At 68.7% G+C, this 21488-nt stretch carries 15 protein-coding genes and 2 pseudogenes; 11 read left to right on the forward strand and 6 right to left on the reverse strand.

Annotated elements, in window-relative coordinates; translation table 11 throughout:
• The first annotated feature begins 240 nt into the window (after window positions 1–240).
• Window positions 241–1041: pseudogene (locus tag ACQPXS_RS02275) on the forward strand (IS5 family transposase).
• Between the two features lie 291 nt (window positions 1042–1332).
• Here the strand turns inward: ACQPXS_RS02275 and ACQPXS_RS02280 are convergent.
• Both ACQPXS_RS02280 and ACQPXS_RS02285 read right to left on the reverse strand, forming a co-directional pair.
• On the reverse strand, window positions 1333–1812 hold the full coding sequence (locus tag ACQPXS_RS02280; RefSeq protein WP_433446400.1) for a MarR family winged helix-turn-helix transcriptional regulator: 480 nt from the start codon (window positions 1810–1812) through the stop codon (window positions 1333–1335).
• A 487-nt stretch (window positions 1813–2299) separates the two neighbouring features.
• Entirely contained in the window at window positions 2300–2761 is a 462-nt protein-coding gene (locus tag ACQPXS_RS02285) for a MarR family winged helix-turn-helix transcriptional regulator (RefSeq protein WP_433446402.1), read from the reverse strand.
• A gap of 121 nt (window positions 2762–2882) precedes the next feature.
• Between ACQPXS_RS02285 and ACQPXS_RS02290 the strand changes: the two genes are divergently transcribed.
• From ACQPXS_RS02290 to ACQPXS_RS02310, 5 genes are all read left to right on the forward strand, one after another.
• A complete protein-coding gene (locus tag ACQPXS_RS02290) occupies window positions 2883–3443 on the forward strand; it encodes an NADPH-dependent FMN reductase (RefSeq protein ID WP_433446404.1) in 561 nt (186 codons plus the stop codon).
• A gap of 108 nt (window positions 3444–3551) precedes the next feature.
• The gene (locus ACQPXS_RS02295; RefSeq protein WP_433446406.1) at window positions 3552–4616 is read left to right on the forward strand and encodes an LLM class flavin-dependent oxidoreductase; all 1065 of its coding nucleotides are present in this window, start codon (window positions 3552–3554) and stop codon (window positions 4614–4616) included.
• Between the two features lie 722 nt (window positions 4617–5338).
• Window positions 5339–6238: a DMT family transporter gene (locus ACQPXS_RS02300; RefSeq protein WP_433446408.1), complete on the forward strand. Its 900-nt coding sequence runs from the start codon at window positions 5339–5341 to the stop codon at window positions 6236–6238.
• A gap of 509 nt (window positions 6239–6747) precedes the next feature.
• A complete protein-coding gene (locus tag ACQPXS_RS02305) occupies window positions 6748–7446 on the forward strand; it encodes an SDR family oxidoreductase (protein WP_433455668.1) in 699 nt (232 codons plus the stop codon).
• A gap of 67 nt (window positions 7447–7513) precedes the next feature.
• The gene (locus tag ACQPXS_RS02310; RefSeq protein ID WP_433446410.1) at window positions 7514–8104 is read left to right on the forward strand and encodes a VOC family protein; all 591 of its coding nucleotides are present in this window, start codon (window positions 7514–7516) and stop codon (window positions 8102–8104) included.
• Between the two features lie 66 nt (window positions 8105–8170).
• Here the strand turns inward: ACQPXS_RS02310 and ACQPXS_RS02315 are convergent, their stop codons facing one another.
• Window positions 8171–9352: an alpha/beta fold hydrolase gene (locus ACQPXS_RS02315; protein ID WP_433446412.1), complete on the reverse strand. Its 1182-nt coding sequence runs from the start codon at window positions 9350–9352 to the stop codon at window positions 8171–8173.
• Between the two features lie 274 nt (window positions 9353–9626).
• On the opposite strand from ACQPXS_RS02315, the gene ACQPXS_RS02320 reads away from it, so the two are divergent.
• The 3 genes from ACQPXS_RS02320 (at window position 9627) to ACQPXS_RS02330 (ending at window position 12489) form a co-directional block, all read left to right on the forward strand.
• Complete coding sequence (locus ACQPXS_RS02320; protein ID WP_433446414.1) at window positions 9627–10256, forward strand: isochorismatase family cysteine hydrolase; 630 nt, start codon at window positions 9627–9629, stop codon at window positions 10254–10256.
• The gene (locus ACQPXS_RS02325) at window positions 10253–11125 is read left to right on the forward strand and encodes an aldehyde dehydrogenase family protein (protein WP_433446416.1); all 873 of its coding nucleotides are present in this window, start codon (window positions 10253–10255) and stop codon (window positions 11123–11125) included. The genes ACQPXS_RS02320 and ACQPXS_RS02325 overlap by 4 nt, the downstream gene beginning before the upstream one ends.
• 95 nt (window positions 11126–11220) lie before the next feature.
• Window positions 11221–12489 (forward strand): MFS transporter, encoded by a 1269-nt coding sequence (locus ACQPXS_RS02330; protein WP_433446418.1) that lies wholly within the window; start codon window positions 11221–11223, stop codon window positions 12487–12489.
• Between the two features lie 98 nt (window positions 12490–12587).
• Here the strand turns inward: ACQPXS_RS02330 and ACQPXS_RS02335 are convergent, their stop codons facing one another.
• Together ACQPXS_RS02335 and ACQPXS_RS02340 are read right to left on the reverse strand one after the other, a co-directional pair.
• Complete coding sequence (locus tag ACQPXS_RS02335; RefSeq protein WP_433446420.1) at window positions 12588–12959, reverse strand: alpha/beta fold hydrolase; 372 nt, start codon at window positions 12957–12959, stop codon at window positions 12588–12590.
• Window positions 12960–13021: 62 nt separating this feature from the next.
• Window positions 13022–14485 (reverse strand): IS1182 family transposase, encoded by a 1464-nt coding sequence (locus ACQPXS_RS02340; protein ID WP_433446422.1) that lies wholly within the window; start codon window positions 14483–14485, stop codon window positions 13022–13024.
• Window positions 14486–14523: 38 nt separating this feature from the next.
• Here ACQPXS_RS02340 and ACQPXS_RS02345 point away from each other — a divergent pair.
• Window positions 14524–14660 (forward strand): annotated as a pseudogene (locus ACQPXS_RS02345) (RNA-guided endonuclease TnpB family protein); the annotation flags it as partial.
• 488 nt (window positions 14661–15148) lie between these two features.
• Here ACQPXS_RS02345 and ACQPXS_RS02350 read toward each other — a convergent pair.
• A complete protein-coding gene (locus ACQPXS_RS02350) occupies window positions 15149–15733 on the reverse strand; it encodes a TetR/AcrR family transcriptional regulator (protein ID WP_433446424.1) in 585 nt (194 codons plus the stop codon).
• A 2070-nt stretch (window positions 15734–17803) separates the two neighbouring features.
• On the opposite strand from ACQPXS_RS02350, the gene ACQPXS_RS02355 reads away from it, so the two are divergent.
• Entirely contained in the window at window positions 17804–21436 is a 3633-nt protein-coding gene (locus ACQPXS_RS02355) for a S8 family serine peptidase (RefSeq protein ID WP_433446426.1), read from the forward strand.
• Window positions 21437–21488 lie beyond the last annotated feature (52 nt).

Consider the following 21488-nt stretch of genomic DNA (forward strand, 5'->3'; position numbering starts at 1 on the left):
CAAGCGGGTCTCCCCGTCCCTTCCTCGTCTGTCCCGCAACGGGATGCCGGCCCACCCCCGGTCGGCATGACGGTCCGGATCAACAACCCCTTTCAGGCACCCGGCTTACCGCTGCGCATCACCGGCACCGCGCCGACCCTTCACCGCCGGCAAGCAAGTGCCGGCCAAAACCGTGTCAGCCCCGGGCACATAGACGTCATCTCATTTGGCTGCCTGGGTAGGCTGTCGGTCGTGGTGGGGATCGTTGAGCGGCTGGTGCCGGACGAGTTGTGGGAGCTGTTCCAGCGGGTGGTGCCGGAGGCGCCGGTGCGGCCTCAGGGCGGTGGCCGTCGTCGGCATGGTGACCGGGAGGTGCTTGCCGCGATCGTGTTCGTGGCCACGTCGGGTTGCACGTGGCAGCAGTTGCCGTCGGCGTCGTTCGGGCCGTCGGGTGCGACGGCCCATCGACGCTTCGCCGAGTGGACGAAGGCCAGGGTGTGGGCCAGGCTCCATCGCCTGGTCCTGGACGAACTCGGCTCCCGCGGCGAGCTCGACTGGTCTCGCTGTGCGATCGACTCGGTGAACATGCGGGCGCTGAAAAGGGGGACCTGACGGGCCCGAATCCTGTCGACCGGGGGCAAGTACGGCTCGAAGATCCACTTGATCACCGAGCGGACCGGTCTGCCCTTGTCCGTCGGGATCTCGGGGGCGAACCTGCACGACAGCCAGGCCCTGATTCCTCTGGTGAAAGGCATACCGCCGATCCGCTCTCGCCGCGGCCGGCGACGGCGCAAGCCGGGCAAGCTCCACGCCGACAAGGGATACGACTACGACCACCTGCGGCGATGGTTACGGCAGCGCGGGGTCACCCACCGCATCGCTCGCAAGGGAATCGAGTCCTCGCAGCGGCTGGGCCGCCACCGGTGGACCATCGAACGCACCATGTCCTGGCTCGCCGGCTGCCGCCGCCTGCACCGCCGCTACGAGCGCAAAGCCGAGCACTTCCTGGCCTTCACCAGCATCGCCTGCACCCTCATCTGCTATCGCAGACTGACCAAATGAGATGACGTCTTAGGCTGCCAGACTGCGTGCGGGGACACACCGGCGTCGTCGAGGCCGCCCAGCCCGCCGCCGCGCTAACGCACACCAGCGCCCCTCACCTGAGCGAAACCCCGCAGCGCGTCTGCTCAGCATGGGTTCGACTCGTGCGAGTTGCGGGCGTCAACGCCGAGCCATGCGCATTCCCAGTGGAGCTGGACGAGAGCCCGGACGCACTGGCAGGCGCGCTCCGAGCCGCAGCCGGTGCGGTTCCGAACGCCCCCAACCAGCCTCAGGCCTTCGCCGTCGGCGGCTTTACTCGGCCCAGGGCGTGAAGCCGGTCTGGAGGACGGCTTCGAGGAACGCGCGCATCTGGGCTGCCTCTTCGGCTCCGAAACGCTCCTCGAACCGGGCCTGCATCTCCCGCCACAGCGGCAGCGCCGCCTTCATCCGGGACACCCCCTCCGGCGTGATGGCAACGATCCGTGCCCGGCGGTCGGCCGCCGAGGGCTCGACGGTCACCAGGCCCTCCCGCGCCAACGGCTTGAGGTTCGAAGCCATCGTCGTACGATCCATCGCGATCATGTCAGCGAGCGCGGTGATCGTCATCTCCCCGTGCGCACTGAGCTTCTGCAGAATGCTCAACTGCGTCGCACGAAGACCGACCGAGGTCAGAGCCTTGTCATAGGTCGCACTCAGGTACCGGGCCGCCTTACGTAGAGCCAGGTTGTTGCACGCATCGGCGGGGTCCGTCGGTGTAGTGACCATCTTCTCCTCCAGAGCACTCCCACCCATGATAAGAGCATATGCTCTCCATAAAATTACAGCTCAGGCCCTACTCGCGGTGCCCAGCACCCGGCACCCGAGGAAGCCACTCTTGCCATCCGGACAAATAGGAGCATACGCTCCTGAAGTCTCGGTCTTCTTCACCGGCGGGGCCCAGGCAAAATTCGAACCGCTCGTCACGCCCCAGCCACAGGCGGGCACCCCGCCCTCTCCAGTGACCGCACCGCAGCCGCACAGCACCAGTCGCCGCCCGACCGCGCAACCCATCGGTGCCAGGCAGGGCGCCCGACGGGACACGCCCCAGCTGTCCCGCGACGACCCGCTCCTGTCCCAGTCGTACGACACCTATCGACATGCCTCGTATCGCCACCAAGCGTGACGGGGCGGCGGCCACGGATGGTAGTTCTGCACGGTAGTTCTGCAGGAGCCACGGGCAGCCGATGGAACGCCGCCCGCCGCTGCACGACGTCTGGCCCGTGACGGGTTGCTCCACGCCTCAGCATGCATTCGCGATGTGCCGCAGTGCGGTGGCGAATTGGGCGAGGTCTTGGCCGGCGAGGTTGTCGAGCACGCGCCGCCGCACGCTGGCCAGATGGGAGGGCCACGCCTCCCGCAGGCGGGCGAGACCGTCTTCGGTGAGGACCGCGTTCCAGCCGCGCAGGTCCTCGTCGCACCGGACCCTCTGGACGAACCCCTGTTTCTCCAGGCGGATGACGACGCGGGTCATTCCGCTGAGCGTGAGGTTGCAGGCCTGGGCGAGTTCACTCATCCGCATCCGGCTGTCACGGGCCTCGGACAGGAACATGAGGGGGGTGTACTCGGACAGCCGCAGGCCTCCGTCGCGGATCATGTCCGCGTCGACGGCGCGCGGCAGCGCCATCATGACATCGCCCAGCGCGCGCACGAGTGCTTCTTCGGCGGCGTCCAGGGGGCGCAGGGTCTGCTCTGGAGGGGACATGCCTCACACCCTATCTCCTTGACACGTCAATCAAACGTCCCATCTACTTGACGCGGCAAGTACCTGCACATGCATGCATGTACTTGACTCGGCAAGTACCTCCTCTTGCAAAGGTGAGCACATGACGAAAATAGGCATCATCCTCGGCAGCACGCGGCCTGGGCGTAACGGTGAGGCCGTGGCCCACTGGGTGCTCGAGCACGCCCGGCGCCGCACCGACGCCGAGTACGAGCTCGTCGACCTGCAGGACTACAAGCTGCCGCTGCTGGATGAGCCCTACCCGCCGGCGATGGGCCAGTACAGCCAGCCGCACACTCACGAGTGGGCCGCGAAGATCGCCTCTCTGGACGGCTTCGTGATCGTCACGCCCGAGTACAACCACTCGGTGCCCGGTGCGCTGAAGAACGCCATCGACTTCCTGGCGGCCGAGTGGGCCAACAAGTCGGTCGGCTTCGTCAGCTACGGCTCCACCGGCGGCACCCGGGCCGTGGAGCATCTGCGTCTGATCGCCGGCGAGCTGCAGATGGCGGACGTCCGCTCCCAGGTGGCGCTCTCCCTGTTCACCGACTTCGAGAATTTCAGCGTCTTCAAGCCCGCCGACACCCAGGCCGATGCCCTCGCCGGCACGCTGGAGCAGGTGGTCGCCTGGAGCAAGGCTCTGGCGCCGCTCCGCGCCAGCTGACGAACCGCCCGGCCCGAGGCCGCCCCCGTATCCGTGCCCGACGACACCGGTGCGGGAGGCGGCCCGTGCCCCACCTTCCGCCCGTCATCGCACGTGAGAAGCCTGCCCATGCCCCACGAAGCTCCCTCCCCTTCGGGCGGGCACCCCATCACTCTCGGCCTGGACACGTTCGGCGACGTGTCCCACGATGCCCAGGGCCGGCTCCTGCCGCACGGCGCGTCCATTCGCAATCTCATGGCCGAGGGCATTCTCGCCGACCAGGTCGGGCTCGACCACTTCGCCATCGGGGAACACCACACCGACTGGATGCCCCTGTCCGCGGCGGACGTGGTCCTCGCGGCGATCGCGTCGCGCACCTCCCGCATACGGCTGGGATCCGGTGTGACCGTCATCAGTTCCGACGATCCCGTTCGGGTCTACCAGCGCTACGCCACGCTCGACGCCGTCTCCGACGGCCGCGCAGAGCTGATCCTCGGCAGAGGCTCCAGCACCGAGTCCTTCCCCCTGTTCGGCTACGACCTCGCCGACTACGACCTCCTCTTCGAGGAGAAGGTCAATCTCTTCGCCGAACTACGCAAAGAGAAGCCCGTCTCCTGGTCGGGAAGCACCCGGCCGGCCCTGAAGGACCAGCCCGTGTATCCACACAGCGAGTCCGGGGCGATCCCGACCTGGATCGGCGTCGGCGGAAGCCCCCGGTCCGTGGTCCGCGCCGCACGCTACGGATTCCCGCTCATGCTCGCCATCATCGGCGGCCCCACGGCACGGTTCGCTCCCTTCGCACAGCTCTTCCGGCAGGCACTGGAGCAATACGGCCACCCCGACCAGCCCGTCGGCGTGCACAGCCCCGGCCATGTGGCCGCGACCGACGAACAGGCGATCGACGAATTCTGGCCCCACTACGAGACAGCCGTCCGCAAAGTCGCCCGGCAGCGCGGCTTCCGCCCTCCCACCTTCGAACAGTTCATGCACGACGTCAGCCCCGGAGGCGCACTGTTCGTCGGATCACCCGAAACCGTGGCCCAGAAGATCGTCACCACCCTGAAGGACCTCGGAGCCAACCGCTTCGACCTCAAGTACGGCATGAACGGCCTGGCCCACGAGGCACTCATGACCAACATCGAACTCTTCGGCACCGAGGTAGCCCCACAGGTCCGAGACCTGATGAGCCCGTGATGCGCATCGCCGTTCCACTTCCGCGTCAATCACACCGGCAGCACCTGATATCCCGTGTCAGGGCGGCAGGAGTCGACGGCGGACCGAAAGGGGCAGGTCGGGCGGGCGGTGTGTGCAGTGGACGGCCGGGCACTGGTCGCGATGACCCCGCCCGTCAGGCGGGCGATCGCGGCCACACCCGGGCGGACGCGAGCGGCGATCCACGCACCGCGCCCGGCCTTCCCCCCGGCCGGTGGCGACCAGGCGGACCACAACGGCCCTTGGTCGATGAGCCGCAGGCCCGGTGCATCGAACCCGACGGCGAAAGCCGTGCCCGGGACGCCTCATGCGCTCCTGCCGGGTGTACGGCAGCGGGAGCCCGCCGACCAACTCGACTTCACCATGCCCCGGCACTCGCCCAACCGGACCGCGTAGCAGCCCCCGCCACCGCTGCGCCTGCGGGCTCGCGTCATGACCATGGGCGGACACGGACAGCCTGCACATCACGCCATGAAAGCGCCAGGCCCTCGAACGGGCTCTGCCGCACAGTGCACTGGTCGGCACGGTGCCCCTCCCATCCCGGCGCCCGGGCGCCGCACTCCCCGCCGCACACCGGACACGTGGCGGTGGCGCAGCACACCCACCACAGCACCGCCAGGGCCAGGTGGAATGCCACGTCAGACACGGCGGTTACCCCCAGCATGCCCGGAGCGGGGGCTGCAACGACCAAGGGATGACCGGCCATGGCTCTGTCCGTCTTTCTCGCCGTGCTTGCCGCATGCAGTAACGCGCTGGGAACAGTTCTGCAGCGGCGGGCGGCGCTGACGGTCCCGGCCTCGACGTCCCTACGCCTCGGCTTGATCCTCGATCTGTTGCGCCGCCCTGCCTGGCTCGCGGGCATCGCCGGCGTCACCGCCTCCGCGATCCTCCAGGCACTGGCCCTGGCCTCCGGCTCACTCGCCATGGTCCAGCCGGTCTTCATCCTCGAACTGCCGCTGGCCCTCGTGATCGGCGGCGCGGTCTTCCACGTGCACCGCTCCCGCAAGGCCTGGTTCTCGGTGGCCTGCATCGCCGCGGGACTGACCGTCTTCCTGTTCTCCCTGGCACCTTCCGGTGGCAGGGACACGGTATCCGGCTTCCGGTGGGCGCCCACGCTCCTGGTCGTCGGCGGCATCGCCACGGCACTCGTCCTCGCCGCCACACGAAGACCTCTGGGCATGGTGCGAGCGTCCTGCCTGGCTGCCGGAGCCGCCCTCGGCAACTCCCTCACCGCCGCGCTCATGAAATCGGCCATGGCCATCCTGGGCGATCGGGGCCTTGAGGCCTTCCTCCTGTCGTGGCAGACCTACGGCTTCGCGATGATCGGCGCCGCCTCCCTTTTCCTGCTGGGAACCGCCATGCAGGCCGGTCCCCTCATCGCCTCCCAGCCCGCGCTGACGCTGACCGACGCCGTAACAGGCGTCGCACTGGGCGTCACGATCTACGCGGAGGAACCTCGCACGGGAATGTGGCTGGTGCCGGCCCTGACAGGATTCGCCGTACTCACCTACGGGGTCCTCGCGCTGTCCCGTACACGGTGCCTGGCGAACTGCCTGAATACGGAAGAAGAGCAGCCCCACACAGTGGAACACGCCATGGGCTAGGAACCGGGAGGCCCTTGCCGCCCGGCCACTGCTCCCCCGCCGCCGGTCGCCCCGGCCGGCCCCTCCGATCGGCGCAGGCGGTCCTGCACTCCCCTGCATGTGTCCGATCAGACCTTCACGTACCGGCACAGGGTTGCGAGAAGAAACCCGCCGCTCATAGACGCTTCCCCACGGCCTTCGCATCTCGATGCGCTGGTGATTCTCGCTTGATGTCACTTGAACTCGAAAAGCGGCCCGACCAGGCCGTACCCGATGGATCTGGTGGCACTGGCTGCTGCCCTGGCGCTGCTTCCGTCAGTCTGCGCTTGACAGGGAGGATGGTCGCCGTAATCTGGATGATGCATTTAATCCAGAGTGGAAAGTCCCACGCCGTTGACACCACGGGCCGGGCTACACCGAGTCCCTTGTCCCCGGCGGTACGACTGCTCTCACGCCCGAGATCAGGCCGGCCGTCCATGAACCCGAAGGCGGAGGCTGTGCCGGATCGCTGCACAGCAAAGGAAACAACGATGGACATCAAGGGATCGGTCGCGCTGGTCACGGGAGCCAATCGAGGCATCGGTCGGGCATTCGCCCGTGCACTGATCGAGCACGGCGCGAGCAAGGTGTACGCCGGCGCCCGTGCACCTGAGGCGGTTGTGGACGAGGACCTCACTCCGCTGCGGCTGGACGTCACCAGTCCGGAGCAGGTCGCCGAGGCCGCCGCTCTCGCCGGCGATGTCTCCATCGTGATCAACAACGCGGGCATCGGTGGCGCGGACACCAAGCTCTGGGACGGCTCGTTCGACGGTGCGCGCCAGGCGCTGGAGGTCAACTACTTCGGTACGTGGGCTGTTTCACGCGCGTTCGCCCCGGTCCTCGCCCGCAACGGCGGGGGCGCACTGGTGAACATGCTGTCGCTGGCCTCCTGGGTCGGCCAGCCCGGCTTCCCCGGCTACGCCGCTTCCAAGGCGGCGCAGTGGTCCCTGACGGATGCCCTGCGCCAGGCGCTGCGTGAACAGGGCACCTTGGTGGTCGGTGTCCACGCCGGTTTCGTGGACACCGATCTGAGCGCCTGGGTGACCGATCCGAAGATCAGCGCGGCCGATGTGGCCGAGCAGACCATGCAGGCCCTGGCCCACGACCTGAGCGAAGTCCTTGCCGACGAGGAGACCAAGCAGGCCAAGGCTGCTCTGTCGCAGCCGCTCGAACGCGAGCCCGGCGTCTGAAACCCGGCCGTGCCCGGCGTAGCGTGCGACCCGGTGAGGCCCCCTGCACTGTGAACAGGATGGAGCCATGGGCCTCAAGGACGTCGACATGAAGGTCGATGTGCTCGTCATTCCCGTCGCGGACGTCGACCGCGCCAAGGAGTTCTACGCGGGACACGGGTGGCGGCTGGACCGTACTCCGCCCGGCGTCGTGCAGTTCACCCCGCACGGCTCCGCGTGCTCGGTCCAGTTCGGCCCGAACCTCACGACCGCCGCGCCCAGGTCGGCCAAGGGCTATCTGGTCGTCGCCGACATCGAGGCCACCAGGAACGCCCTGGTCGACAGCGGTGTCGAGGTGAGCGAGATCTTCCATCTGAGCCCGGACGGCCCGGTGGCGGGCCTGGACCCCGAGCGGCGCAGCTACTTCTCGCGCGCCACGTTCAGCGATCCCGACGGCAACACGTGGCTGCTGCAGGAGATCATGTCCCGGCTCCCCGGGCGGGTCGATGCGGGCCCGACGGCGTTCGGTTCCGTGTCCGACCTGGCGAACGCGATGCGCCGCGCGGCGGTCGCCCACGGCGAACACGGGAAGCGCACCGGCGAGGAAGACCCGAACTGGCCCGACTCGTACGCGCAGTACCTGGTGAACGAGCAGACGGGGGCAGAACCGCCCCAGTGAGGGCACCGGAGGTCCTCGGATGGCCGCGGGCCGGCGGGCCGGACCGTGCGGCTCGTCGGCCCGTGTTCAGCTGCCCGTCGGCGTGGCGGTCGGGGACTGCGCTCCTCGTCCTCGGGTGCGGTACGGGTCCAGGAACGCCGTCAGCGCCGCCAGCAACTCCTCAGGAGCCTCCTCGGCGACCGAGTGGCCGGAGCCGGGAGTGACCTCGGGCTGGACGTCGTGCGCGACGAGCTTCATCGTGCCCCCCACGTTCTCCCCGAGGCTCTTCGCTCCGCCGATCGCCAGGACGGGCATGCCCAGCATGTGCTTCTTGCGTTGCTCGTCCTGCGCGATGGTGGTGTCGAGCGCGCGGGTACCAGCCGAAGCTGCCACGGAGCGCGTTGCGTTGGGACGAGAGCATCCGAACGTAGTAGCTGACGGCGTAGTCGGGGAGTTTCCGTTCGGCTTTGGTGGCGAACTGCCAGCCGAAATAGATGTTCTCGCGTCCCTTGACGAGTTCTTCGTTCTTCCGTGAGCCGGTTGAAGGGAATGTGCCACAGCCGGTCGTTGACCTGTGGGGTGCTCACCATCGGCGGTGAGGGAGGTCACGGCCGGGAGGAAGGCCTCGGCGACGGCCAGGCGGTCGACCCGGTCAGGGGGGTCCGCGGCCAGTGCGTAGCCGATCAGGATGCCGGTGTCGTGGCCGACCACGGCGAACTTCTCGTGGCCGAGCGAGTCCATCAGCGCCACCAGGTCGCCTGCGAGGGTACGGGTGTTGTAGCCGTCCTTGGGCTTGTCGGACGGCCCGATGCCGCGCTGGTCGACGGCGAGGACCGCGGTGGTCCGTCCCCTCCGACGACCACGTGCTGGCGCAGTCCGCCCGCCTGGACGAACCGGCTGGTGAACGTCCTGGTGAACCCAGACGGGAGATGGGGCGCCTGCTGGACGGTGCCGAGGCTCCCGGGCGTCGGTACGGGGGTGCCGTGGGGGCTCGGGGACCCGGCGCCGGGCGTTGGGGCTCCGGTCAGCGTGACACCTGCCAGGCCGAGGCCCAGCGCACCGGTACCGGCCGCCCGCAGCACGTCGCGGCGGGGCATCCGGGGACCGAATCCGTCCGTGGGGTTCTGGTTCGCAGGTTCCCGAGGCATCAGGCTCCCCTTTCGCACCTGACGGGCGCCGGCTCGGTGAGCTGTCGGGACCGGTCACCTCGTCCGAGGCCGCGCCCGCCCCGCGCATGGCCCGAGGGCTGTCCGCACGGGGTGCGTCCATAGGTCCGAAGGACGGATGCGCATCCGGTACGTCCAGCCCATGCTGCGGCGCGCCCGGGCTCCCGCAATCGGAGCATCGGGCGAGGAGGGTCCTGTCTCCTGATCTCGTGCAGTCCTTTCGCGGCGGGGACGACCGCGTATGCAGGCGGGAAGTGGGCGGCCACGCGATGCCGCAGACCCGTACCCGACATTTTCCGGCTCCTCGTTTGGCATTCAAGATGACGGACGTAATCCTGAATATAGATTTTATCCATCATCTAGATTTCGGAGGAACCATGCCCGAGACCTACGACCCCCGCCACACCGCGGTTCTGCTGGTCGACCCCTTCAACGACTTCCTCTCCGAAGGGGGCAAGGTCTGGCCGCACCTGGAACCCGTGGCGACCGAGGTCGGCCTGCTGGATCATCTGCGCTCCGTAGTCGGCACGGCCCGCGAGAACGGCGTGCGCGTGATGTTCGTGCCGCACCGTCGCTGGGAGCCGGGCGACTACGACAACTGGGACTTCCCGAGCCCCTCGCAGCGCAAGATCCAGAAGTTGCACCACTTCGCCAGGGGCTCCTGGGGCGGGTCGTTCCACGACGACTTCCAGCCGCAGCCGGGCGAGGTGGTGGTCCACGAGCACTGGGGGTCGAGCGGGTTCGCCAACACCGACCTGGACTTCCAGCTCAAGCAGCACGGCATCACCCACGTGGTGATCGTGGGCCTGCTCGCCAACACCTGCATCGAGGCCACCGCGCGTTTCGCCCAGGAGCTCGGCTACCACGTGACGCTGGTCCGTGACGCCACCGCGGCCCTCCGCCCCGAGATGATGCGCGCCGCTCACGAACTGAACGGCCCCACCTTCGCCCACGCCATCGTCACGACGGACGAAGTCACCACCGCGTTCAAGGGAGCGCAGTCATGACGCTGACCGGAGAACTGCTGATCGGAGCGGCCGATGTGGCCGCCACCGCGGGCACGATGAAGGCGCTCAACCCCGCCACCGGCGAGGTCATCGAGCCGGAGTTCGCATTCGGGGGCGCGGCCGAGGTCGACCGCGCGATCCGCCTGGCCGACAGGGCGTTCGACAGTTACAGCCACACCGCACTGGCAGAGCGGGCCGCGTTCCTCGATCTCGTCGCGGACAAACTCGAGGCGGTCAAGGACGAACTGGCCGCACGTACGTCGCTGGAGACGGGACTGTCCGCCGCCCAGTTCGAGGGGGAGATCCTGCGCTCGGCCGCGAACTTCCGCAAGTTCGCCGGCGTCGTACGTCAGGGCCGGTTCCTCCAGGCGGCCATCGATCCCGCCCAGCCGGACCGGCAGCCCGCACCGCGCATGGATCACCGGTTGCAGAAGATGGCCCTGGGACCTGTGGTGATCTTCGGCGCCGGCAACTTCCCGGTCTCCTACTCGGTCGCGGGCGGCGATACCGCCTCGGCCCTGGCCGCCGGCTGCCCCGTCGTACTCAAGGCGCGCAACGCCCACCCCGGCGCCTCCGAGATCGAGGGCCGCGTCATCCGGGAGGCCGTCACCGAGGCGGGACTGCACGAAGGCGTCTTCTCGCTGATCCGGGGCGCGGGCAACGAGATCGGCGAGACGCTGGTGGGCCACCCCCTGGTCCGGGCGGTCACCTTCACCGGGTCCGCGGGCGGCGGCATGACCGCGATCGAGCGGTTCCCGCGCCCGGTCACGTACCAGAACTTCCCCGACGAACTGCTGCCCGAGTCACTGCGCGAGGCCAATCCGCTGCACCTGTGGCGCCTCGTCGACGGCGAACTCACCCGCGACTGAACCCCTGGTCCTCGCCGCGCAGGGGCCCCGCGTCGCACCTGGGCCCCTGCTGCCTTCCCCCTCTTCCCCACTCTCCCGCCCCGTAGGAAGCCGCTGTGAGTGCACAGTCCACCGTCCCGGGCGTGAGGCGCGGCACCATCCCCGTCTTCGCCACCGCCACCGCGATCGCCGTCGCCAACATCTACTTCACCCAGCCCCTTCTCGAGCAGATCGCACAAGACCTGCGCATCTCCTCCTCGGCCGCCGGCATCATCGCGACCGCCGGCCAGATCGGCTACGCGCTGGGCATCGTCGCGATCGTCCCCCTCGCCGACCGCGTCCGGCTGCGCCGCCTGACCACGATCCTGCTCGCCGTGACCGCGCTGGCCCTGCTCGCCGGAGCACTGGCGCCCTCGATCGCGCTGCTGGGCCTCGCAACCTTCGTCCTGTCGACCACCACAGTGGTCCCCCAGGTCATCATGCCGACCATCGCCTCGATGTCCGCCCAGGGACAGACCGGCCGGGCCCTGGGCGCCGTTGGCACCGGGCTGACGCTGGGAGCACTGCTCTCCCGCACCGTCTCCGGGGCACTCTCGGAGGTGACCGGGACGTGGCGCGTCGACTACTTCGCCGCCGCCCTGGCCACAGGCTGCCTGTTGCTCGTCCTGCCCCGCTACATGCCGGAGCGCAGCCCGGCCGCCGGGGCGGCAACGACCGGCTACCTGAAGCTGCTTGCTTCCATCCCGCCGCTTGTCGTCCGCTATCCCACGCTGCGGCTGTCCGCCCTGCTGGGCTCGGTGAGCTTCGCGGCCTTCTCGTCGTTCTGGGCCACGCTCGCCTTCCACCTGTCCGAGAAGCCCCTCCAGCTCGGACCGGCCGCGGCAGGACTGTTCGGCCTCAGCAGCGTGCCCGGCGCTCTGGCGGCCCGCTACTCCGGCCGGCTCTCCGACCGCTACGGCCCCGACACCGTCAACGCGATCGCGCTGGCATCCGCCGGCACCGCCTTCGTGGTCTTCCTGCTCGGCGGCGAGTCCTTGGCAGCCCTCATGATCGGCTGCAATCTGCTGGGCTACGGCACCACGAGCGCCCAGATAGCCAACCAGACCCGTGTCTTCACGGGACCCGCCGCCATCCGCGCCCGCCTGAACACGGTCTACATCTTCTCCCTGTTCGCCGGCGGGGCGATCGGTTCGGCCGTCGGCATCGCCGTGTTCGAGGCCCATGGCTGGACGGCGATGGTCTACATCGGCATGGCGTACCTCGCCGTCGGGGCTCTGCTTCTGACGGGCCACGCCCATGCCAGGCGCCGTACGTCCGTGGTGCCGTCCACCGCGCCGGAGATGAGCGCCGCGTGCCCCGCACCGGCCGTCTCCGAGCGCCGGTAGGTCCTCGACGACCACGCGCAACCGGTGGGGCCGAGTGGGCTGGGAACAGCCACTCGGCCCCACCGTGCGCAGGCGTCCGAACCGGTCGGTTGCCCAAACTACGCGGCAGAGCGGGGACGTGCGCTCCGTCGCCCGTCGCGGTACGGGGCCAGGAAGGTGGTCAGCGCCGCGAGCATCTCGTCGGGCGCCTCCTCGGCGACCCAGTGGCCGCAGTTCGGGATGACCACGGTCTGCACGTCGTGTGCGGCGCGGCTCATCGTGACCCCGGCGCCGTCCTTGATGCTCTGCTCTCCGCCGATCGCCAGGACGGGAAGGGTGAGCAGGCCGGCCTTCTGGCGTGCCGCGTTCTGCGCGGTCGTGGTGTCCAGGGCGCGGTAGAAGTTGAAGCTGCCGCGCAGCGCGTCGCGGGTCGTGAGGCCGCCGACGTAGTAGTCGACGGCGTAGTCGGGCAGCTTCTTGACGGCTTTCACCGGGTTCCTCCGAGGATGCACCGGCCTTCAGGACTCTGCTGAGAATGTCGCGAACTGGGTTGTCAGGCGGCGAGTATCAGGGCTTCGAGGCGGGATGTGCGGGTGCCGCCGAGCGGGGTGCCGGTCAGCCATCGGTCGATGCGGATGATGTTGAGCGCGGTGGCGGCGAAGACGTGGCCGAGACGAGTCGTGGGCAGGTCGCGGTAGCGGGTGCGGCGCAGGCCGGTGACGCGGACGGCCTGGGAGTTCGTGCCCTCGACGCCGGCCCGGATCGCATAGCGGGCCTTCCACTCGTCGGTGTCCTGGGCCTGGCGGACGGCTTCGAGGGCCTCGTGGCGCTCCCGCGGGAGAAAGGTGATGCCCCTCCCCCGGCAGCCGGACGGGGGCTTGGTGCACTGCGCCTGCTGCGGGCAGGGGCGGCAGTGCTCGGCGGAGAAGAACACTTTGAGCACCGGGGTGCCGTTACGGTGGTGTTTCTGCTCCCACCACTCGAAACTGCGGTGCCCGCCCGGGCAGACGGCGCTCTCGGTATCCCAGTCGATGGTGAAGTCGGCGCGGGAGAAGCCCTGGTCCTGCCGGGACTGGCGACTGCTGTCGTGCGGAGCTGGTCCCAGCAGTACCATGCCCCGTTCGGTCGCGGTCACGAACAGCGCGGCGGAGGTGTAACCGGCATCCACTACGTGCACGCCCGGTAGCAACTCCCGCTCGGCGAGCGTCTGGTGGACCGGTTCGGTCATCTCGGTGTCGGCCACCACCGCGTCGGTGGTGGACACCTGGGTGATCAGGTGTGGTGCGTCCGGTTCGCAGGTCTCCGTGAGGTGCGTCTTGTAGCCGGTCCACCCGGAGCCGCGCTTGATCCCGTAGCGGGCGTCGGTGTCGTAGGGCGAGCACAAGCGGTGATGAACCGGCGGGAGGTCCATGCCCTCCCGCCAACGCACCCCCCTCTCGTCGCGGTGATACTGCTGGACCCAGGACTGCCGCAGCACCTGCACTGCGTCGATCTCGCGCAGCCAGGCGGGGGCCGAGGAGGCATAGACCGCTTCCAGCAGGAAGAACCCGTCCCGTCCGACCTGCTGGGACCACTGCACACGGACCTCTTCGCCCTTGGGGAAGCGGTAGTCGTCCACGCGTGGCCCGTAGCGCTCGGCCCACTCGGCGGAAACCAGGCCGGATAGCCACCCCGGGGCCGCGACCGCCAGCGCCTCCAGCGTGGACCGGAGCGTCTCGCCGACGAACTCCATCCGGTTCAGCGTCCGCACCGCTGCCAGGACATGCGTGGAATCGGTCCTCTGCCGACCGCCGGCCTTCAGCAGCCCCATCTCCCGCAGCCGCTCCAGCACCAACTCCAGCGTCCTCTGCTCCAGCCCGTGCTTGACCAGACGAGAGCGGAACAAGCTCAGAACAGAGGGATCGAACCCGGGATCATCCAGCTCCAGGCCGAGCAGAAACTTCCCGTCCATCCGGGCCCGCACCTGGTCAGCGGCCTGCCGGTCGGTCAGCCCCTCCCCGTACTGCAACACCGACACGAGCGCCAAAGCCCCCGGCGACACGGCAGGACGCCCCTTATGCCTGCACCGCGTGCGCAGCCGTGTCCCCCAGGGACAAGAACTCCGCCCGCGTGATGCTGGTCCGGGCAGGTTGGAACCCGGACGTGCCGAGCGCGGAAGACCACCCGAGCCGCCGGCTCCGGTGGCGGCCTGAGCCGTAAATCCCCGCTCAGCCCTGGGGGGTGAGGAATCGCCTCCCTTCAGGGAGGGGAGCCTTCAACATCGTCCAGCCGCCCACCCTCACGGCTGGGCCCGCCACCGGCACCTACCGGCACCTACCGGCACGGCGACTACCGCGGCAAATCCATTCTCGGCAACATATCCCGCGCCGACCTGGTCGCGTTCATGCTCGACAACCTGGAACAGGACCGCTACCTCAACCAGTCGGCGTACGTGCAGCAATAGGACCTACCGAGACATCCGCCGTGGAGCCGGTCGACTCCACGGCGGATGAAACATCCCACCCGAGGGTCATCGGATCCCGGTCCCCACCTCGCGTTCCTGGGCCCGCAGGTCGGTCACCAGGCGGCACTCCACGTCGAGGATCATCGTCTGGGCGTGCCTTTCGGCCGCGGCACCGCTCAGGGCTCGCGTGAGCTTCCCGGCCGCGGCAGGCGCGGCCGGGGCCTCGCCGGGGTGAGATCAGGCGGCAGGGGCCGGTGCCGCGTGTCGCTTGAGCTGGTCGGCGACGTTGGTGAGCAGTTCGTCCGAGAGGTGCGAGTCGGCGACGGCCCGGGACATGAGGGTGGCGCCGACCAGGGCGCTGAGGGTGAGCATGGCCTCGGACCGGGCCTCCTCGGAGTCCCCGCCGAGACCGGCGATCAGGTCCAGATAGGAGCGAACCTGCTTCTCGTAGGCCTCCTTGAAGCCCTCGTCCCCGCGTCCGGCCGCGGCGCCGAGCGTGACCAGGGCGCAGCCGGTGGCCGGTGCGTCGCGGTGCCGTTTGCCGAGGTAGGCGTCGATGAGACCGGTGCGCGGTTCCTTCTCGTTCTTGCGGGCGGCCTGCTCCATCTTCGCGGTGCCCTCTGCCAGGGCCTCGGCCACGGCCTGGTTGATCAGGTCGTCGCGCGAGGAGAAGTGCTTGTAGAAGCCGCCGTGCGTCAGACCGGCCTCTTTCATCAGTTCGGCGATGCCGGGGCGGGTGACGCCCTCCGCGCGGACCTTGCGGGCCGCGATCCGCAGCACCCGCTCACGGGACGCCGCCTTCTCCGCCTGTGAGTGTCCCATGCCGGGCCTCCCTCCGAGGAGCGGCCGTCGCCGCCCAGAAGCTAGATGAAACCCATCATACACCTGAGCCGAAAAATGGGCTCTGATCTGCACATTCTCGCCAGACCGAGATGACGGAATACTTCCTGAATCTGGATGTTTTACATCATGCAGATCGGTGGGCGCCCTCGCCGGCGCCCCACCGGATCCCTGCTGGCGATGCCTGTGCCGGTGCGCCGACGAAGTCCGGTTCCTCAGCGGTGAAGCCGCGGCGCACGAAGTCCGAAGCAGCCGCCCGGTTGCCCGGCCAGGTCAGCGATCGGCGGCGGCGCCGTTTGCGGCCGGCCGGCCCGAGTTCGGCTATTCAACGACATCCGCCGGTCCCGGCGCACCAGCTCGATGAACACCTTCGGCGAGCCGTAATTGCCCCCGGACCGGCGGAAGATCTCCCCGATCTCCTCCGCCAGGTGCTGCCGACGCACCTCCCGCGCCTCGCCCCCAGCCGCTCCAGCTCGGTCCGTTCACTCTGCCGTAGCCGACCACGGGAAGGAGACGGCTCTGCCACCGGCCGGTCCGACGACGGCGACCCCTTGCGCCGTGCCCGCGACACCCGACTGTGCGGCGTCCTGGGTGGGTACCAGGTCCTCGGCCATCTCTGGAACCGGCTTCCGGGTTCCGTCACGATCCGACCATCCATCCGATCGTGGTCTCAACAGTAGGAGGGGAGGTGCACCCTGGCATGGCCACTTCTCGCATAGATACCGCACGTGTCGGAAATGACTTGTCGTCAATCCTTGCGGGAGCGAGCCGCGGCTGTCTGCGACAGATGCGGCGTCACTGCCATCCGGCGGGTGACCTATATGTGACATGGCGCAGTTGGGACAGCTGCGAAGAGTTGTCACCGACTGTTGTCCGGCCGACCATCGGTTCATGCGCCTCACAACCATGAAGCGGACCCTGCTCGCGCTGAGTTTGAGCACGGCCCACGCCGGAGTCGCGGCCATACCCGCCACCGCTGATACCAGCACCCTGAACTCCGCCACCGCGGCTCAGTGGCAGCTCATGGGCCCCAATGCCGGCGGCGGACCGGCTCACCTTCACCTCGGCCGTGCCGTCCGGTGTGTATGTGTTGTCCGAGCGCGGCATGCGTATCGACCGCAGCGACGACCACGGTTTGATGTGGCAGCGCAGGTCAGGTTGGGAGTTCCCGACGGTGTTGGGAATGGGACTGGAGGCCGTTCCCCACGACTCGGACGTCGCCTGTGCGGCGAGGAGGACGGGGGCAGTGACTCGGGATTCCTGCTGCGCAGCGAAGACGGCGCCCGGAGGCTCCATACGGGGGTGGACAGCCCCATCGAGATGTCCGATGTCATCGTGTCGCCTTCAGGACAGTATGTCTTCGGCCTCCGGTGATGCAGGGGTCTTCGCCAGTTCGGACCACGGGCTGCACTGGCAGAAAGTCCCCGGCTCGCCGAGCGGAGCAACTCGACTCATGCTCAGCGACCACCACTTGTTCGTCGGCACCGGCAAGGGGATCTACCTCATCTAGGACGCCGGCCGGGCGCAGAAAACTGCCGACGCCCCCGTGATCTCTTGGTGGATCAGATGTCGGCGCGCGGTGACGGAATGATCAAGGTGAGCCATGGCGGCGGCGCAGGGAGGCGCCCGGCCGCTGGGGCGGCTGCAACCCCTACCGGCTGCGCGTCGGTCCACGCGCCGGGCGGCACCCGTCCGGTGGTGTCACAGCCCGAGGTCCTGCCCTAGCAGTCGGCAGTACCGGCGCGGGCGTTCGGGCTCCGGCGCGCTGTCCGGCCAAGGCTTGCGCCGAAGAGATGTACCGCAAAACGGGTCTCTTACCTCACGGACATCCGCCCCGTAGTGCCGCCTCGGCGGGTTATTTGACGCAGCAAGCGGATTTGACAGCGAGTCATTTCAGGCAGCTGCCGTATTCAGTAAGGAAGTGCGATGCCATACATATCCGCCCGTAGACGGGCAGCACTGGCCTCGGCCGGGGCCATGCTGGCCGTTTTCGCGGCCCAGTTGCCGGGCTCAGCCTCTGCCGCTCCGGGGACCAGGGCCCCGGAACCGTCCTTGACCGGCACCGCGGCACATCTGCCGACCTCGCGTACGGTCACCTTGATCACCGGTGACAAGGTGACGGTGAACACCGACGCCGCCGGAAAGGTCACCCGCACCGTGCAGGGCGCGGACGGTCGGCTCACCGGCTTCGTGACCTACAAGGTCGGCAAGGACACCTACGTCTACCCGGACGCCGCCTTTCCCTACATCGCCGCCGGGAAACTGGACCGTGAACTCTTCAACGTCACCCAGATGCTGGCGGACGGTTACGGGGACGCGCAGAGCAGCAGCTTGCCCCTGATCGTCACCTACACCGATGCCGCCGTTCGTGCGCGTACGCAGGCGGTGCCCGCCGGCGCCAGCAAGACCCTGGCGCTGAGCAGCATTCAGGGCGCAGCGCTGTCGGAGCAGCGAACGAAGGCCGCCAAGTTCTGGTCCGCCCTCACCGGCGGGACCGCGACGGCAACCGGACGCAATGCCGACGCCAAGCCCCAACTGGGCAGCGGGATCGCGAAGATCTGGCTCGACGGGAAGGTCAAAGCCGACCTGGCCGACACGACCGCGCAGATCGGCGCTCCCCAGGTGTGGGCGGACGGTGACACCGGCCAGGGCGTGGACGTGGCCGTGCTGGACACGGGTATCGACACCCAGCACCCCGACCTGGTCGGTCAGGTGAATGCGAGCGAGAGCTTCGTACCCGACCAGGACATCGAGGACCACAATGGTCACGGCACGCACGTCGCCTCGACCATCGCCGGTACCGGCGCCGCCTCCGACGGCAAGGAGAAGGGCGTCGCCCCCGGTGCGCGCCTGGACGTCGGCAAGGTTCTCGGCAACGACGGCAGCGGCCAGGAGTCCTGGGTGCTGGCCGGCATGGAGTGGGCCGCCCGCGAACGGCACGCCAAGGTCATCAGCATGAGCCTCGGTGCCGGGCCCAGCGACGGCCACGACCCGCTGAGCCAGGCCGTCGACGAGCTCAGCGCCGAGACCGGTGCGCTGTTCACCATCGCGGCCGGCAACGACGGCCGGCACACCGTCTCGTCTCCGAGCGTCGCCGACGCCGCGCTGTCCGTCGGGGCAGTAGACACCTCCGACACCCTCGCCGACTTCTCCAGCACCGGCCCGCGGCAGGGCGACGCCGGCCTGAAGCCGGAGCTGACCGCACCGGGCGTCAACGTGCTGGCAGCACGCTCGCAGTACGCCGAAGAGGGCGAGGGCTACTACCAGACGTTGAGCGGGACCTCGATGGCCACCCCGCATGTCGCCGGCGCCGCCGCACTGCTCGCCAAGGCCCACCCGGACTGGTCCGGGCAACAGCTCAAGGACGCCCTGGTCAGCACCACCGAGGCGACCCCCAAGTACACCCCGTACGAGGGCGGAAGCGGCCGTCTGGACGTCGCCGCCGCCGTCAAGGGCACGGTGTTCGCCACCGGCAGCGTCTTCGGTGGCTACCGCGACGGCACGGCGCCGGCCGGCGACAAGTCCGAGAGGGAAGTGACCTACACCAACACCGGGGACGCTCCGGTCACCCTAGACCTGGCGCTCCAGGTCCCCGGTGCGGCCACCGGCGCGTTCTCGCTGTCGGCACCTCAGGTCACCGTCCCCGCACACGGCAGCAGCAAGGTCACCCTCACCACCAGCTTCGACCTGGTCAAGGAAGACACCACGACCTCGGGGCAGATCCTCGCCACCGACACGTCCGGCACGCTGCTGGCCCACACCATCATCGGCGCCTACAAGCAGGCCCCGCGCCACACCCTCACGCTCAACGGCAAAGACCGCAGCGGCCGCCCGATGGGCGGCGAGGTGTACGTGTTCAGCGACAAGGTCTTCCTGCCGCTGCAACTGGACGATTCAGGCACCGGCACGGTCAACCTGCCTGCCGGCACGTACTTCGTGAGCCTGGGGAGCGATGTCCAGGGCACTCACGGGCCGCACTCCCTGGGTAAGGCCATTCTCACCGCTCCCGAGGTCGTCGTCGACCGGGACACCACGGTGAACCTGGATGCTTCCAAGGCCAAGCAGGTCTCCGTCGTGACTCCGCAGGAGACCACGCCCGCCGAAACCCGCATCGGCCTCTACCGGGGATTCGACAACGGAAGCTCCTTGACCATGACGCGGTGGCCCAACCCCACCTATGACAATGCCCCCTACGACAGCGTCTGGGCCCTGCCCAGCAAGCCGGTCACCACGGGCACCTTCGACTCCGGGTACAACTGGCGGCAGACGGAGCCGGCCCTGACGGTCGCGTCTCGCACGCACACCTTTGACGACATGATCGTCCAGCGCGGACACATCCCCCTCAAGGAGGGCACGCGCCAGTACGAGGCCGTCTATGCCGCGGAGGGCGGCGCCGCCGACTACGTGGGGCTCGACGCCAGGGGCAAGGTCGTCGTGGTCCGGCGCAGCGATGACGTCGATCAGGCCGAGCAGGCCGAGACGGCAGCCAAGGCCGGTGCGAGTGCGCTGCTCGTCGTCAACGACGGCTACGGACGCCTGGACCCGTGGAACGACAACCCCTGGTCCGCCACCGACAATCCGGCTCCCCTGACCGTGGCCACGCTGACCGCGGACGAGGGCGACGAACTGATCGCCCAGATCAAGCAAGGCCGGACAGCGCTCCAGGTGACCTCCCACCCGACCACGGACTACCTCTATGACATCTCCCGCGACGAGACCGGCATCCCGGCGGACCTGACCTACCGGCCGCAGCGCCGTGACCTTGCGCGGGTCGATATGTCCTTCCGCAACAACCGGCCCGCCAAGGGCATGGAGTTCCGTTCCGCCGTCTGGCTCGGCGACTACGGATACAACATGTTGCCCACTCCCACCCAGGCCGAGCGCACCGACTGGGTGTCCAGCGACACGGACTGGGCCCAGAGCGCCTTGGTCAACCAGCAGCTTCAGATCTCCAGTGACTCCCTGACGCGGTACCCGGCCGGCACCACCTCCCACATGGAGTACTTCGGGCCGATCCAGCGTCCTCGGATGAACGATTACTACCGACCGGTGCGCCTGGGCAACGCGGTGTATGTGGAGGTCCCGGGCTGGGGCGACTCGGTTCCCGGACATGTCGGCACGACGTTCGGCAATGTCGATGTCGAGAACAAGGTGAAGATGTATCAGGGCGACACCCTGCTCAGGGCCTCCGACACCGACACCCTGGGCAGCTACCGGTTCCCCCTCATGCTGTCTCCCGAGAAGTTGCGGTACCGCCTGGTGTCGGAGAACGCCCGGGGCACCTGGGCCAACGACTACTCGACCACCACTCGGACAGAGTGGGGCTTCGACTCCCAGCAGGGGGCCGCCGGCGTCTTCGAAACGCTGCCGCTGATCCAGCTCGACTACACGGTCGAGGGCATGGACGCCTCTGGTAAGGCACATCGCCACGCCGACATCACCGTCACTCCCTCGCACCTGCAGGGGGCACCAAGCTCCGACACCATCAAAACGGTCGGCCTGGACGTCTCCTACGACGGCGGCGTCACCTGGCACCACACCACCCTGACCCGTACCGCCCAGGGCTGGAACACCCAGCTGGACGCCCCCGCCCATGCGCAGTTCGTGACGCTGCGCACCAGCGCCGCCGACACCGAGGGCAACAGCGTCACACAGAACATCACCCGGGCCTTCGGCCTGAAGTAGGTACCCATCGGATCAGCCAACTGACCGAGCAGGGGCGGGGCGGCAACCAGCG

The sequence above is a fragment of the Streptomyces sp. CA-142005 genome (assembly GCF_050942335.1).
In the GTDB taxonomy this organism is placed as follows: Bacteria; Actinomycetota; Actinomycetes; order Streptomycetales; family Streptomycetaceae; genus Streptomyces.

Coding starts and splice junctions, on each gene's coding strand:
- ACQPXS_RS02280 (WP_433446400.1), bottom strand. CDS start 1,812: ATGGGTGGGAGTGCTCTGGAGGAGAAGATGGTCACTACACCGACGGAC.
- ACQPXS_RS02285 (WP_433446402.1), bottom strand. CDS start 2,761: ATGTCCCCTCCAGAGCAGACCCTGCGCCCCCTGGACGCCGCCGAAGAA.
- ACQPXS_RS02290 (WP_433446404.1), top strand. CDS start 2,883: ATGACGAAAATAGGCATCATCCTCGGCAGCACGCGGCCTGGGCGTAAC.
- ACQPXS_RS02295 (WP_433446406.1), top strand. CDS start 3,552: ATGCCCCACGAAGCTCCCTCCCCTTCGGGCGGGCACCCCATCACTCTC.
- ACQPXS_RS02300 (WP_433446408.1), top strand. CDS start 5,339: ATGGCTCTGTCCGTCTTTCTCGCCGTGCTTGCCGCATGCAGTAACGCG.
- ACQPXS_RS02305 (WP_433455668.1), top strand. CDS start 6,748: ATGGACATCAAGGGATCGGTCGCGCTGGTCACGGGAGCCAATCGAGGC.
- ACQPXS_RS02310 (WP_433446410.1), top strand. CDS start 7,514: ATGGGCCTCAAGGACGTCGACATGAAGGTCGATGTGCTCGTCATTCCC.
- ACQPXS_RS02315 (WP_433446412.1), bottom strand. CDS start 9,352: ATGGACGCACCCCGTGCGGACAGCCCTCGGGCCATGCGCGGGGCGGGC.
- ACQPXS_RS02320 (WP_433446414.1), top strand. CDS start 9,627: ATGCCCGAGACCTACGACCCCCGCCACACCGCGGTTCTGCTGGTCGAC.
- ACQPXS_RS02325 (WP_433446416.1), top strand. CDS start 10,253: ATGACGCTGACCGGAGAACTGCTGATCGGAGCGGCCGATGTGGCCGCC.
- ACQPXS_RS02350 (WP_433446424.1), bottom strand. CDS start 15,733: ATGGGACACTCACAGGCGGAGAAGGCGGCGTCCCGTGAGCGGGTGCTG.